This window comes from Leisingera sp. ANG49, from assembly GCF_059694505.1.
The window spans coordinates 1-14,611 of sequence record NZ_JCATZN010000015.1 but is presented as its reverse complement, the minus strand read 5'-3'; the positions used below and the strand labels follow the sequence as shown (position 1 = coordinate 14,611).

The window sequence follows — 14,611 nt, the reverse complement described above, 5'->3', positions numbered from 1 at the left end:
GGGCTCCTGTTTATCCAGTCCAGCCAAGGCCCGCGGCAACGCAGTTCATCGACTGCATCAGCGGGACCGGCACTGTTGATGATTTCCGGGCGCGCTCCTCGCGCAGGAGGCGCACCTGGGTTTTGTGAATTTCGCGCAGCATGTTCTCGACCCGGCCGAAGCGGGCGCGCAGGCGCGGGAACCGCTGCGACAGGCTGCTGTCGCCGGTCAGGAATGCAATTGCTTCGCAGGCAAGCTGGTATTCCTTGCGGATGGATCCAAAGATGCGGTCGCGGATTTCAGCGTCCTGCACCAGCGTTGCGTAGTCGGCAGCGATCTCCATGTCGCTTTGCAGCAGGGTCTTTTCGACCTCATCCACCACCAGGCGGAACAGCGGCGAACCCGCGAACATGTCCTGCAGAACCGCGTCGCCGCGGGCGCCGCGGAACTTGCGGAAGCTGGCAATTGCTGAACCGAACCCATACCAGCCGGTGATCATATGGCGGTTCTGCGACCAGGCAAAGACCCAGGGAATCGCGCGCAGGTCATCCAGCGACCCGGCGCCGAAGCGGCGCGCAGGGCGCGAGCCGATCTTCAGCATCGCCAGTTCCTCGACCGGGCTGGCTTGCTGGAAATAGTCCAGAAAACCATTTGCATTCAAAAGGTTGGAGTATGCCGCCTGCGACATGCCCGCGAGCGCCTCGAAGGCGTCATCAAACTCCGGGTTCACCGGCGGGGTATCGTCCTGCAGAGAGTGGCGCAAAACCGAGGAGGCCATCAGTTCCAGCTGGTGCAGGGCAGTGCCGCGGTTGGCGTATTTCGAACTGACAACCTCGCCCTGCTCGGTGATCCGCATCCGGCCGGCGATGGTGCCTGCGGGCTGGGCGGCGATGGCACGCTCTGCAGGGGCACCGCCGCGCGAGACCGAGCCGCCGCGGCCGTGGAAGAACACCGGCTTCATCCGGTGCGCCGCCAGGGTGCGGGTGATCAGGCGCTGCGCCTTTTCCAGCTCCCAGGTGGAGCAGAGGAAGCCCCCGTCCTTGTTGCTGTCGGAATAGCCCAGCATCACCTCGATCCGGTTGTCGCCGGATTTCAGCGAGCGGCGGGCAAAAGGCACGTCCAGAAGACCGTTCAGGATACCAGGCGCCGCACGCAAATCGCCGATGGTTTCAAACAGCGGCACCACTTTGAGCGCAGCTTTTTCAGCGCCGAACCCGGCGTAGCGCGCCAGCAGGTAGACCCCCAGCAGGTCATCGGTGGAACGGGTCATCGACAGGATGAACGGCCCCATCGCCTGCGGATCCTCGCCCGCACCGGCATCGCGCATCAGCCGCAGCAGTTTCAGCAGCTCGCCGCTTTGCGGGCTCAGCTCATCCGGTGTCATATAGGGGAGCGAGGCGCTGCCCAGTTCCTTGCGCAGGCGCGCCGACCAGTCCGGGCTGCCGAACTCCGGCACATCGCCGGACCGCGCCCAGATTTCGGTCAGCGTGTCCGTGGTCACGGTGGAGTTCTGGCGCACGTCCAGCGTCACCGTGCGGAAGCCGAACACGTCAGCCTGCCAGCGGATCGGGCGCACGTAGCGGGCGGCCAGGCGGCGGGCGCCGATTTCCTCAAGCGCCTCTTCCACTTCCGTCAGGTCGGTGACGAAATCGCCAAGGTGCTTATAGGCACCGGTTTCCTCGGCAGCGGTGGCCCTGATCCGCGCCAGGATTGCGGTCAGCGCCTGGCGGAAGACTTCGCCCGGATTGCGGGCCGACAGCGCCGCAGCCCCCGGTGCGGCGGCGATAACCTTTGCCAATCGGGCAGAGGCGCTGTCCGGCAGGGCAAACACGGCAGCCGAAATGGAGATCCGCTCGGCAGCAGTGGTCAGCGCCTTCTGGTAGCGCTTCAGGATCGCTGCACGGTTCGCGGTCAGCGCTGCCGCCGTGGCCTCCACCGTCACATTCGGGTTTCCGTCGCGGTCGCCACCGATCCAGGAATGGAACTTGAGACAGGGCGCATCAGCGGTCGCGCCCAGGCGCGGCTCCGCCGCGGCAATGTAGCGTTCAAACAGTTGCGGCACCGCCTCGTACAGGCTGTCGCGGAAGAACTGCAGCCCCCATTGGATTTCATCCTGCAGGCTGGGCCGGTCGCGGCGCAGCTCGCCCGTCATCCACAACAGATCGATTTCCGAGCGCAGATCCTCCAGCAGATCGGCACGTTCGCGCGGGGTCCAGCGCTTGGCCTCTAGCGACACCAGCCCGCGGTAGATACGGCGGTGGATTTCCAGGATGGTGACGCGCTTGGCTTCGGTCGGATGCGCGGTCAGGGTCGGGCCGATGGAAAACTGGCTGGCGACCTCCTGCAGCCGCTCCGGCGTGGCCTGCTCCCCGGCCAGGTCCAGTGCGCGGGCAAAACCGCCCTCGACCACTTCCGGCCCGTCCTGGGTCTCTGCCATGCGGCGGTCGCGCATAGCGGCGTTTTCCTCGACGATCTTCAGCAGCTGGAACCAGATGTTGAAGGCCTGCATATAGGCGGTCGCGGGCTGCCCGCCGGACAGATCCCAAGCGGTTTCAGAGACAGCCTTTGCGGCAACCTCCGGCGCCCGCTGGCGCAGCACGTCCAGCCACAGCGCATGCAACTCGGCACGAAGCCCGGCAGCATAGGTGGTGTCTTCATAGTCTGCATGGGGTGTTTCAGCAGGATTGCCCATCACATCACCCGGTCGCGCGGCTCGCGCCCTGCAAAGAAATCGGTCAGGTTATCGAGCACGCGGAAGCCCATCGCCTCGCGCGCCTCCCGGGTGGCGCTGCCCAGATGCGGCAGCATCACCAGGTTTTCGCAATCCTGCAGGTCCGGGTTGATGCGCGGCTCGCCGTCGAACACATCCAGCCCGGCGCCGCCGATGGTTTCGAACCACAGGGCACGGGACAGGGCCAGCTCGTCGATCACCTCGCCGCGGGCCGTATTAATAAGGAAGGCGTCCGGCTTCATCAGGTTCAGCATCCGGGTGTTGATCAGATGCCGGTTCGCGGCGCCGCCCGGGCAGTGCAGCGAGACAAAGTCGCACTGCGGCATCAGCTCTTCCAGGCTGTCTGCCTGGGTGGCGTTGTAGCGGGCGAGGATATCGGGGGACACGCGGGAGCGGTTCTGCACCACGATCTTCATGCCGAACCCGTGGTGGGCGCGTCGGGCCATCTCCTGGCCGATGCGGCCGAAACCGACGATGCCCAGCGTCTTGCCGGAAACCTTGGTGCCGACCAGATGGGTCGGGCGCCAGCCGGTCCATTCGCCGGCGCGCAGCTCGCGCTCGCCTTCGCCTGCGCGGCGGGCCACCATTAGCAGCAGCGTCATGGCGATGTCGGCGGTGCATTCGCTGAGCACATCAGGGGTGTTGGTCACGGTCATGCCGTGACCCACCGCACCATGCATATCAATGTGGGAGTAGCCGACCCCGTAGTTGGCCAGGATCCGGGCCTGCGGCTTGGCGATATCGAATGCCTTGGCGGAAATCTTGTCAGTGACGGTCGGCAGCACCGCGTCATAAGACGTCATCGCGGCGCGCAGCTCGTCCTCGGTCAGCGGCTTGTCGCCCGTGTTCAGCACGGCATCAAACGCCTCGGACAGCTGCGCCTCCACTGCGGCGGGCCAGCGGCGGGTCACCAGAACCTTGGGCTTTGCCATGATTTCATCTCCCTGACGTGCTTGTGCTTTTTTTAATGCGCTCCACCCCCGCCATTGCCCCGGGCCAAGGGTGGAGCGTTGCGCCTGTTCCGTTGCCGGATCAGGCGGCGTTCTTTTTCATCACGCTTGCGATGGTTTCGCCGATCACGGCGGGGTTCTCGGCAACGGTCACGCCGGCCGCCGACAGGATCTCCACCTTCTCGGAGGCGGATTCGCCGAAGGCCGAGATGATCGCGCCCGCGTGGCCCATGGTGCGGCCTTTGGGGGCTGTCAGACCCGCGACATAGGCCACCACCGGCTTGGTCACGTGGTTCTTGATGTAATCCGCCGCTTCCGCTTCCTGCGGGCCGCCGATTTCACCGATCATCGCGATGACCTCGGTTTCCGGATCCTTCTCGAACCATTCCAGGATGTCCTTGAAGGAAGAGCCGTTGATCGGGTCGCCGCCGATGCCGACCGAGGTGGAAACACCCAGGCCCAGCTCTTTCAGCTGCGCCGCGGCCTCATAGCCCAGGGTGCCCGAACGGCCGATGATGCCCACGGTGCCCGGCAGGTAGATGTGACCCGGCATGATGCCCAGCAGCGCCTTGCCCGGCGAGATGGTGCCCGCGCAGTTCGGGCCGGTCAGGATCATCCGCTTTTCCTTGGGATAGCGGTACATGTAGCGCTTCACGCGGATCATGTCCTGGGCCGGGATGCCGTCGGTGATGCAGACGCAGTAGTGAATGCCCGCATCCGCCGCTTCCATGATGGAGTCGGCTGCAAACGGCGGCGGCACGAACACCAGCGAGGCATTGGCGCCGGTGGCCTCCACCGCTTCTTTCACGGTGTTGAAGACCGGCACGCCCTCGACGGTCTCGCCGCCTTTGCCCGGCACCACGCCGCCCACGACGTTGGTTCCGTATTCGATCATGTCCTTGGTGTGGAACCGGGCGATCTTGCCGGTGATGCCCTGGACGATGACACGGCTTTCGCGATCAAGAAGGATGCTCATTTGACGGCCCTCACACGAGTGTTTTGATCAAGGTCGTTTTTCCACGCGCCGACGGCCCGCTCGGCGGCTTCCATCAGCGAGGTTGCGCGGATCAGCGGCAGGCCGCTTTGCGCCAGGATCTTCTGGCCTTCCTCCACGTTTGTGCCGGCAAGACGGACCACCACGGGCACGTCGACCTGCACTTCCTTCAGCGCCTGCACGACGCCTTCGGCAACCCAGTCGCAGCGGTTGATGCCGGCGAAGATGTTGACCAGAACCGCCTGCACATTGCTGTCGGACATCACCAGGCGGAACGCCTTGGCGACCCGCTCAGGCGTTGCGCCGCCGCCGATGTCCAGGAAGTTGGCAGGCTCGCCGCCGGCCAGCTTGATGGTGTCCATGGTCGCCATCGCCAGGCCTGCGCCGTTCACGATGCAGCCGATGTTGCCTTCCAGGCCGACATAAGACAGGCCGCGGTCGGCCGCGCGGCTTTCGCGCGGGTCTTCCTGGGACTTGTCGCGCAGCTCCGCGATCTGCGGGTGGCGGAACAGGGCGTTGTCGTCAAAGGTCATCTTGGCGTCCAGCGCGATGACCCGGTTGTCCGAGGTGACCACCAGCGGGTTGATCTCAACCATGGTGGCGTCCAGTTCGGAAAACGCCTGGTAGCAGCCCTTGAGGGTGCGCACCATCTGCTGCGTCATCGCCGGTTCGATGCCCAGCTGGAACGCGATCTCGCGCGCCTGAAAGTCCTGCAGGCCAACGGCCGGCTCAACGGTCGAGCGCACGATGGACTCGGGGCGCTCGGCAGAGATCTCCTCAATCTCCATGCCGCCTTCGGACGAGGCAACGATCATCACCCGCTGGCTGGAACGGTCCAGCACAAAGCCCAGGTAGATCTCGCGGGCGATCGGCACCGCACCTTCTACATAGACACGGTAGATGCCTTTGCCTTCGGGGCCGGTCTGGTGGGTCACCAGCTTTTTGCCGAACAGGTTCTCGGTTGCCTCATAGATCTCGGCTTCCGAGTTGCACAGCTTGACGCCGCCCGCCTTGCCGCGGCCGCCGGCGTGAACCTGGGCCTTGACGATCCATTTGTCGCCGCCCAGTTCCCGCGCGCGGTAGGCCGCCTGCTCGGGGCTGTAGGCCAGCGCGCCCGGGGGAACGGTCACGCCGAAGTTGCTCAGAACTTCCTTGGCCTGATACTCGTGGATATCCATGGTCCTCTCCTCCTCATGGATGTCGGAATTAGTTACTCAGCGGCCTCAAGGGCTGCGGAGTAGTGCCGGTCGAGCAGGGCGTTGATCGCGTCCATGTCGACGTTTGCGCCCATGTCATTCATCGCCTTGCCGAAGCGGTTGACGATGTCGGTGATGGCGGCGGGGGTGATCTGGTTCAGGATGCCGATGCGGACCTGGACCGGCTCCGACAGGGTCGGCCAGATGCCGAAACCGACGGCGCGGCAGTTGCCCACCAGTTCCTTTTCGCGGCCTGCCAGATCGCCGGGCAGGTTCAGAACCACCAGGCTGGTCATGTTGCTGGTCACGTCACAGCCCATCGCGGTCACGGCATCGCGCAGCGCTTTCTCGTGGAAGGCATAGTCGCGGGCCTTCTGGGCGCGGCCGTGCTGCAGGGTGATGCGCAGCGCCTCGTGGAAGGCGGCAACCGCATAACCGGAATGGGTGCGGTGGTAGGTGCCGGCGGCAACGTCTTGGCCGTCCACGATGCCCCAGTGGCGGGCTTCCAGGATCGGGTTGTGGACATAGGAGTGACAGCCGTTTTCACGCACGGTCTGGATGTACTGGTCGGTGAACGAGACCGGCGCGTAGGTCAGCGGCAGGCACAGCACGCCTTTCTGCGGGCAGGACGCCCAGCCGGCAACGCCCGGGTAATCGTCGATCGAGAAATCCTCGATGCCCAGCGACGACACCGCGTCGATCAGGCCCATCACGCCGTGCTTGACGCAAGCGTCCGAGAAGCCCTTGAGGTCGTTGATGCGGCCCGAGCCGGTTTCCCAATGCGCCATGAAGGCCCACTTGGGCTTCTTCTCGGCCAGCACCTGCTCCACCAGCTTGCCGGAGACCGACTCGCCGTGCGGCACGTCGACCACGGTCACGGAGGCCGGCTGCGGGTTCATCGCGTCAGCGGCCAGCTCCTCGCGGGTGGCGGCCTTCATCCGGATGGTCATTGCGTCGATGCCGGAGAAGGTGCCATTCTGGAAGGCAACCACGGTGTCGCCGGGCAGGATCGCGTTCAGCATGCAGTCCAAGCCGGAGAAGCCGGTGCCGCCGACGCCGTAGGTGTAGGTGTTGGCAGTGCCCCACAGGTCGCGCAGCATCTGCTTGCACTCGATCATGCCGCGCAGCACGTCCGCCTGCATGTGGTCGGCCAGGCCGGTGTTGGCAAAAGCCTGCAGCACGCGGGGGTCGGTATTGCCCGGGCCAGGGCCGGCGGCCAGGGTTTCCGGGATTTCCAGGCTCGGGAAGATCGTGGGTTCAGTCATCGGGGTCAGGCCTCGCTGGTTTCGTTTCGGCGATGTGCCGGAGGTCCCTGGCCTTCTGCGCCGCGATCTTCGCTGCGGGAAGGTTTGTTTCCTGTCGTGCAACATCTGTTAACCCAAGGAAAACCCAGGTCGACAAAACCCGCAACATTCCTATATCCTGCTTTTGGGTATCTAAAGGGGTGGCAAAAAACCTACCCAAACCGGTAAAAATACCGTTGCATACCAAAATCGACCCTACCCGTTTGGGTGGTTTTTAACAAAAGGGCACCAAATGGCTCCTATAAGCGACAAAGTTTCCCCGATATCGGTCATGCTTGCTGACGCAAATCCGCTGGTGCTGTCGGCGATGTCCGAGATCTTCGACAAGGACCCGCGATTCTCGCTGGTCGCCACCTCCGCAACCGCCGAAGGCTTCCTCGGCACGGTGATGCGGGTGCCGGTCCAGGTCGGGATCATCGACTGGAACCTGCCCGCGCTCGGCGGCGCCAAACTGATCGAGGTGCTGCGCGACCAGGCCAACGCGCCGCGGCTGGTGGTCTATGCCGACGACAGCGGCGACGTTCCGCGCAAGGCGATGAGCGCAGGCGCCGCCGGCTTTGCGCCGCGCTCCAGCGCCGTCGACGGGCTGCTGGACACCTGCCTGGCCGTGGCCGCGGGCAAGATGGTGTTCCCCTTCCTCGACGTCCGCGGCCTGCAGACCGATCCGATCGAGCAGCTGTCGCGCCGCGAGCGCACCATGCTCGAGGCGCTGTCCAAAGGGCTGACCAACAAGGAGCTCAGCAAGGAGCTGGAGATTTCGACCAACACGGTGAAGTTCCACCTGTCGAACCTCTATGAAAAACTCTCGGTCAAGAACCGCGCCCAGGCGATTGCGTTCTACTACGCCAACCGCGCCGCCAAGGGCGATTTCAGCCTGGAGGAATGACCCCGGATTGCCGCCCCGCGCCTCGCGTGCGTGCTCGCACACGCGTACGCACGCGAGGGCGCGACGCGCAGGCGCGCTCCCGCGCGAATGTATTTAAATGAAAACTTTTTTCTTGACAGGAAACACCCTGATGGGGAATGCCTAAGGAGGAGAGGACGAAACCCCATTGCGAATGAGGAGCGCACCCATGTCGTTTCATACCGTCGAACAGGCCCCTGGCCGCCTGAACCGCAGCGAGCTGGCAATCCCCGGCTCTCAGCCCCAAATGTTTGAAAAAGCAGCAAAATCCGATGTCGATGTGATCTTCCTGGATCTCGAAGACGCGGTTGCGCCGGACGAGAAAGACCAGGCCCGCAAGAACATCATCGAGGCCCTGAACGACATCGACTGGGGCAACAAATCCATGTCGGTGCGAATCAACGGCCTCGACACCCACTACATGTACCGCGATGTCGTTGATGTGGTTGAACAGGCAGGCGAACGCCTTGACCTGATCATGGTCCCCAAAGTCGGCACCGCAGCCGATGTTTATGCCGTCGACATGCTGGTCACCCAGATCGAAGACGCCAAGGGCTACAAGAAGCGGATCGGCTTCGAGCACATCATCGAGACCGCGCTCGGCATGCAGAACGTGAGTGAAATTGCCGCAGCCTCCAAGCGCAACGAATCGCTGCATTTCGGCGTTGCCGACTATGCCGCCTCGACCCGCGCCCGCACCACCATCATCGGCGGTGTGAACCCTGATTACTCGGTGCTGACCGACCCGGCCGCGGACGGCTCCCGCGACGTGCACTGGGGCGACATGTGGCACTATGCGCTGGCCCGCATGGTGGTTGCCGCCCGCGCCAACGGCCTGCGTCCGATCGACGGCCCGTTCGGCGATTTCCAGGACAAGGAAGGCTACAAGGCCGCCGCCAAACGCGCCGCGGTTCTGGGCTGCGAAGGCAAATGGGCCATCCACCCCAGCCAGATCGAACTGGCCAACGAGGTGATGTCGCCGTCGGACGCGGAAATCACCAAGGCGCACCGCATCCTGGAAGCCATGGCTGAGGCCGAAGCGGCCGGTAAGGGCGCGGTGTCGCTGGATGGCCGCCTGATTGACTACGCCTCGATCCGTCAGGCAGAAGTGCTGGTGGAAAAAGCCAAGCAGATCGCCGACAACTAAGCCGCCGTCCGCTTTCAAGACCTTACGCCGTCCCGGCATTAACCGGGGCGGCTAAGCGGCGCCATGCCAGGGAGACGCAAATGACCGGATTGCTGACCACCGCCAAGGCCCTGTTTCAGGCCGCTGTCGACCGGGCGGACCCGGCGCAAGCCCTGCGCGCTCAGCTGGCGTCCTCGCCGCTCCCCCCGCTGCCCGAAGGCGGCAGGAACGTGCTGCTGGCCGTCGGAAAGGCTGCCATCCCGATGATGCGCGAAGCGCTGGCGCTGTTCCCGGATGCAGACCAGGCGCTGGCAATCACAAATCCCGAAAATTACACGGAAATTTCCGGCGCCACGGTGCTCTGCGGTGCCCACCCGGTGCCGGATGAAACCAGCGCTGCTGCTGGTCAGGCCGCCATTGAGCTGGCCCGTTCCCTTGGCCCCAATGACCGGCTGATTGCGCTGATTTCCGGCGGCGGCTCCGCCCTAATGGTGGCCCCTGCCCCCGGCCTGACACTGGCGGACAAGGCCGCGGTGAACAAGCTGCTGCTCGCCTCGGGCCTTGAGATCAACGAGATGAACCTGATCCGCCAGCAGCTGTCGGACACCAAGGGCGGCGGATTGCTGCGCCACGCCGCGCCCGCCCGGGTGCAGGCCTTCATCCTGTCGGACGTGATCGGCGACGACCTGCGCGCCATTGCTTCCGGCCCCACCGTGGCGCCGATCGGCACCCGCGCACAGGCGCAGGAGATCCTGCAGCGCGCCGGCATCTGGGACAGTGCCCCCGAAGCGGTCAAAACCCTTCTCAGCGGCGCTGAGGAGGTCCGGGACACGCCGCCCCCGGCCACCAACACATTGATCGGCTCCAACCGCCACAGCCTCAAGGCGATGATGGCAGCCGCGGCAGAGGATTGGGGTCCCAAGCTGATCTCCCACCGTCTGGTCGGCGACGTGGCTGAGGCCGCCGAAACCATTGTGTCGGCTGCGGAAACCGTTCTCAAGGACAAGCCGGTCGCGCTGATCTTCGGCGGTGAAACCACGGTGCAGCTCCGCGGGACAGGCCTCGGCGGCCGCAACCAGGAACTGGCCCTCCGCGTCGCCAAGCTGGGCGCGGAACGGCTCAGCGGCGACTGGCTGTTCCTCTCCGGCGGCACCGACGGGCGCGATGGCCCCACCGACGCGGCGGGCGGCATCGCCACCCCAGCAACCTGGGAGGCTATCAAGGCTGCCGGTCAGGACCCGGACGCGCTGCTGGCCAACAACGACAGCTACGCGGCGCTGAAAGCCGCCGGCGCGCTGCTGGTCACCGGCGGCACCGGCACCAACGTGGCCGATGTGCAGGTTTTTCTGAGGCTGCCCGGCTAACTACTGGACGGCTCCCGCTTATCATCTTTCCGGAAATACTCCCGTCCCGCTGCCCAGCAGGCGGCTTTGCCGCCGACAGGGGAAGCTTCCGCAGCTGCCGCAGGCACTGCGTTCAAGCCGGCACGCGCTTCTCGCCCCACTCGGCCAGATCGTTCACCAGCATCAGCGCCACCCGCCGGAACACCTGGCGCAGCCGCTCCACATGCGGCCCTTCCAGCTTGAGCTCCGCCAGCGCCTGATCCATGCACTTGAGCCAGTTTTCAGCGTCTTCCTCGGTGATCGGCACATGGGCGTGCATCAGTTTCACGTCCATATGCCCGTGTTTTTCCTCATAATAGCGGCGTCCGCCCATGAAGCCCGACAGGAAATTGAACTGCTCGATCCGGGCATGGTCCATGCCATGCCCGCGCTTGTGCAGCTTGACGATCTGGGCGCCGGTCCCGGTCTCCTCGACAATGTCGTAGAACCGCTCGACCAGGGCGCGCAGCACTTCCTCGCCGCCGATCTGCTCTATCAGCTTCTGAACCATTTAACCTCCCTGCCCCGCGACGGCCGGCCTCAGGATTGAGGCCGGGTCTTCTTGGGGTCGTAATGCGCAAAGGGTACAATCTTGGCCGGCAGCCGTTTTTGATGCCCGTCAAGTTTGCCGATTTCCACCTCTGTCCCGGCTTCCGCGCAGGACACATCCACCCGCGCCAGGGCGATGTTCTTGCCCAGGAGCGGAGACCGCATCGAGGATGTCACCTCCCCGATCTGCGCCCTGCCGATATGCACGCAGTCGCCGTGGCCCACGTCGATGGCCGAGTCGATATCCAGCCCCACCAGCTTGCGCGCGGGCGTGGTCTTGCGCCGGATCAGCGCGTCGCGGCCGATGAAATCGTCCTCCTTGGACTTCAGCGGCACGGTGAAGCCGATGCCCGCCTCAAACGGGTCGGTCTGATCGCTGAAGTCATAGCCCGCAAAGATCAGCCCGGCCTCGATCCGCACCATATCCAGCGCCTCCAGCCCCATCGGCCGGATGCCATGGGCCTTGCCGGCCCCCCAGACCGCATCAAAGACTTCGCTGGCGTGTTTCGGGTGACAGAAGATCTCATATCCCAGCTCGCCGGTATAACCGGTGCGGGACACCACCACCGGCACACCCTGGTCATCGCCGATGCGCGCGGGCGTGAAGCGGAACCAGCCCAGTTCCTCCAGCGTCGGGTTGTGCGGCATGGTCCAGATGATCTTCTTCAGCAGATCGCGGCTTTCCGGCCCCTGAACGGCAATGTTGTGCTGCATGTCGGTCGAGGAGCGGATCAGCACGTTCAGCCCCAGCTTCTCCGCCTGCTCGCGGATCCACTCGCCACCGTAGTCCGAGCCGCCAATCCAGCGGAAGTTGTCCTTGCCCAAGCGGAACACGGTGCCGTCATCGATCATGCCGCCATGCGGGTAGCACATCGCGGTATAGACCACCTGCCCCACCGCCAGCTTCTTGATGTTGCGGGTAAAGATATACTGGCACAGCGCCTCGGCATCCGGCCCGGTGATCTCGAACTTGCGCAGGGCGGACAGGTCCAGCACCACGCATTTCTCGCGGCAGGCCCAGTATTCCTCCAGCGGTCCGGATTCGGCGTAGCAATTGGCCAGCCAGAACCCGTTGTACTCGACGAAATTACGGGTCATCTTGCTGAGGCGGTCGTGGAAACCGGTTTCCTTGGTCATCTTGGGCTCCGATTCAGGGGTCGCGCGGAACGCAATCGCCCGCTTGAAGGTCTCTGTTCCGCTGTAGGTGCGGACGTGAATGTCGGTGGGGTTCCAGCCGTTGGCGGCGCTGGTGTCATCCGGGCAGGCCGAGCTGACACAGACCAGATCGGTGAGCGCCCGCAGCAGCACGTAATCGCCGGGCCGGGTCCAGGGCTCATCAGCATACATCACGCCGTGGTCATCCAGCCCGGTATTGAAAAAGAAGTTGATCGCCATCCAGCCCGCCCGCGGGGTCACACCATGCTGGGCCAGCGTCGCATTGAAATTGTCCGAACAGTTCACATGGCCGGGATAGCCGATGTCATCGTAATATTTCGCCGCGCAGGCCAGGGCAAAGGCATCATGGCGCCCGACGGTGTCCTGCACCACCTCGACCAGCGGCAGCATGTCCTGGTCATAGTATTTCGCATGCAGCCCCGGCATCGGATAGGCATGGCCCATCAGCGTCCGGGTGGTGGTCACATCCAGCGCATGCTCTACCCCCTTGTCCAGCTTGCGGGCGGCAAAACACTGGAAATCCGTGCACTGGCGCCCGTCCACATCGATGATCTGGATGTAGTCTCCCGCCTTCACGAAATAGCTTTCCGCGGTGGCGCTGTGCACCCGCACCTCATTCACCGGCTCCGCCAGCGGGTCGGGCAGCTCAAACCGGGCCACCTGCTTGATCACGGCACGTTTGACCATCACGGTCAGCGAGGTCGCAGTGTCCTGCTTCTCGAAATCCATGATCCCGCCGGGCGCCGAGATGATCACCACGCCGTCGCGCTGCGCGGTAAAGCTTTCCTCGGTTTTGGCCGGGGTTGTGCTGTCAAAGAACCGCACCGCACCGCCCTGCGCCAGATCAATGCCGCGCGCCTCCATCCCCATGCGCAAACCACGCAACGACTGGTCAGAGGAGGTCAGCAACGCCTTCAAGCCGATTGCATCGCTGTTGGGGACCGCGCCGATGATCCCGGCATCAATGCTGCCCTTGTCTTCTGCGGCAATGATCTCGCAGGGCTGCCCGCCCTCATCGTTGATCACCGTCACCCGGTCGCCTGTTTCAACCCGGATCAGGATCGCGCCGCAGCCCTCGACCACGTATCGCTCGGTCCCTTTCGGCAGCGAAAACACCGACGGCTGATACAATCCAGAGGGCTTCGGCGGCCCTTTGACGATTTCAGGGAAGCTCATGTCATTCATCGCGCACCTCCTGTTGGACCCCGGCGAAAAATTGCACGGCCGGAATATTTATTTATTGAAAAGAATATTGCGTTCCTCCACTCTAATCAACAAACATGTTGATTTTCTGCGGAAAAACGGCGGATGCCCGGGATGCGGCATTTTCCTGGGGGTGAATGCCGCAAACAAAAGGATAACGCCATGCACTCGCTGCTACTTGGCCTGGCCGCGGCCCTTGCCTGGGGGATCCATGACCTCTGCGTGCGTGTTGTATCGCAGAGAACCAGCATTCTCACTGCCCTTCTGACCGTGTTTGCGACTGGCGCGATTCTTGTTGCCGCCGCCGCCCTGATGTTCGGCGACTGGCAGGCAATGACAGTTCCGGCCGCCCGTCTCGCCGGGGCATCCGGGGTCCTCTTCGGACTTGGCTCCTATGCGCTGTACCGTGCCTTTGCGCTGGGTCCGGTCAAGCTGGTGGCACCGCTGATCGGCGCTTACCCGGTGCTTTCTCTGGGCATGGCGATGCTGCAGGGGCAACCGGTTGGGCCGGGCCATTGGCTGGCGGTGGCCGCCGTGGTCGCCGGCGTGGGCTGCATTGCAGTTTTTTCAGGGAATGATGACAGCAGCCCCCTCAATCCGCAGGCCGGCGGCTGGGGGCTGATGGCGGCAATCGGCTTTGCACTGACCTTCGCCACCGGCCAGGCCGCCACGCAGGCCGGCGCCGAATTGCCAGTGCTGATCGTGACCCGTGTGGCCGCCATCCTGCTGGTGGCAGTTCTCGCGTTCATTGCTCGGGCGGTACGGTTTCCGTCCCGCCAGGTCCTGCCGCTCCTGTGCCTGATGGGTGCGCTGGATGCCTCAGCGCTTGGCCTGGTGATCTACTCCGGCACCCTTCCCCGGCCCGAGTTCGCCTCCGTCAGCGCCTCCCTGTTCGGCCTGATCACCGTGGTGCTGGCCTGGCTGGTGCTGCGCGAAAGCATGAACCGCGCCCAATGGATCAGCGTCGCTGTCACCTTCGGCGGCATTGCCTACCTGGGCTTCTGACCCTCCCGCAATCTTCTTTGCAAAAAAATACTCCCGCCGGAGGCGTCCGGCGGGAGCGGTACTGTTCAGGGTTCAGCGTTCTGCGCTTCAGGCGGTGAGGCCTTCGGGCTCA

At 64.3% G+C, this 14,611-nt stretch carries 11 protein-coding genes; 4 read left to right on the top strand and 7 right to left on the bottom strand.

Translation table 11 applies throughout. From position 1 onward, the window contains the following. Positions 1 to 10: 10 nt before the first annotated feature. The 5 genes from AC58NV_RS22590 to AC58NV_RS22570 form a co-directional block, all read right to left on the bottom strand. The gene (locus tag AC58NV_RS22590) at positions 11 to 2,671 is read right to left on the bottom strand and encodes a phosphoenolpyruvate carboxylase (protein ID WP_497229162.1); all 2,661 of its coding nucleotides are present in this window, start codon (positions 2,669 to 2,671) and stop codon (positions 11 to 13) included. Then, complete coding sequence (locus AC58NV_RS22585; RefSeq protein ID WP_497229161.1) at positions 2,671 to 3,642, bottom strand: 2-hydroxyacid dehydrogenase; 972 nt, start codon at positions 3,640 to 3,642, stop codon at positions 2,671 to 2,673. Before AC58NV_RS22585 ends, AC58NV_RS22590 begins: the two co-directional genes overlap by 1 nt. A gap of 100 nt (positions 3,643 to 3,742) precedes the next feature. Continuing rightward, complete coding sequence (gene sucD / locus AC58NV_RS22580; protein WP_174149633.1) at positions 3,743 to 4,636, bottom strand: succinate--CoA ligase subunit alpha; 894 nt, start codon at positions 4,634 to 4,636, stop codon at positions 3,743 to 3,745. Continuing rightward, positions 4,633 to 5,832, bottom strand: coding sequence for a malate--CoA ligase subunit beta (locus tag AC58NV_RS22575; protein ID WP_174149632.1), 1,200 nt, complete (start codon positions 5,830 to 5,832; stop codon positions 4,633 to 4,635). Before AC58NV_RS22575 ends, sucD begins: the two co-directional genes overlap by 4 nt. Before the next feature lie 32 nt (positions 5,833 to 5,864). Further along, the gene (locus AC58NV_RS22570; protein ID WP_366663530.1) at positions 5,865 to 7,115 is read right to left on the bottom strand and encodes a pyridoxal-phosphate-dependent aminotransferase family protein; all 1,251 of its coding nucleotides are present in this window, start codon (positions 7,113 to 7,115) and stop codon (positions 5,865 to 5,867) included. A 310-nt stretch (positions 7,116 to 7,425) separates the two neighbouring features. Between AC58NV_RS22570 and AC58NV_RS22565 the strand changes: the two genes are divergently transcribed. From AC58NV_RS22565 to AC58NV_RS22555, 3 genes are all read left to right on the top strand, one after another. Next, complete coding sequence (locus AC58NV_RS22565) at positions 7,426 to 8,040, top strand: response regulator transcription factor (RefSeq protein WP_174149630.1); 615 nt, start codon at positions 7,426 to 7,428, stop codon at positions 8,038 to 8,040. 187 nt (positions 8,041 to 8,227) lie between these two features. After that, a complete protein-coding gene (locus AC58NV_RS22560; protein WP_497229160.1) occupies positions 8,228 to 9,205 on the top strand; it encodes an HpcH/HpaI aldolase/citrate lyase family protein in 978 nt (325 codons plus the stop codon). 80 nt (positions 9,206 to 9,285) lie between these two features. Then, positions 9,286 to 10,548 carry a glycerate kinase type-2 family protein gene (locus AC58NV_RS22555; protein WP_497229159.1) on the top strand — a complete coding sequence of 421 codons (1,263 nt, stop codon included), beginning with the start codon at positions 9,286 to 9,288 and terminating at the stop codon, positions 10,546 to 10,548. 112 nt (positions 10,549 to 10,660) lie between these two features. Here the strand turns inward: AC58NV_RS22555 and AC58NV_RS22550 are convergent, their stop codons facing one another. Then, positions 10,661 to 11,077: a group II truncated hemoglobin gene (locus AC58NV_RS22550; RefSeq protein WP_497229158.1), complete on the bottom strand. Its 417-nt coding sequence runs from the start codon at positions 11,075 to 11,077 to the stop codon at positions 10,661 to 10,663. A 29-nt stretch (positions 11,078 to 11,106) separates the two neighbouring features. After that, positions 11,107 to 13,476 carry a trimethylamine N-oxide demethylase gene (locus AC58NV_RS22545; RefSeq protein ID WP_497229157.1) on the bottom strand — a complete coding sequence of 790 codons (2,370 nt, stop codon included), beginning with the start codon at positions 13,474 to 13,476 and terminating at the stop codon, positions 11,107 to 11,109. A gap of 180 nt (positions 13,477 to 13,656) precedes the next feature. Here AC58NV_RS22545 and AC58NV_RS22540 point away from each other — a divergent pair, with 180 nt between their 5' ends. Beyond that, positions 13,657 to 14,499, top strand: coding sequence for an EamA family transporter (locus tag AC58NV_RS22540; RefSeq protein ID WP_497229156.1), 843 nt, complete (start codon positions 13,657 to 13,659; stop codon positions 14,497 to 14,499). Positions 14,500 to 14,611 lie beyond the last annotated feature (112 nt).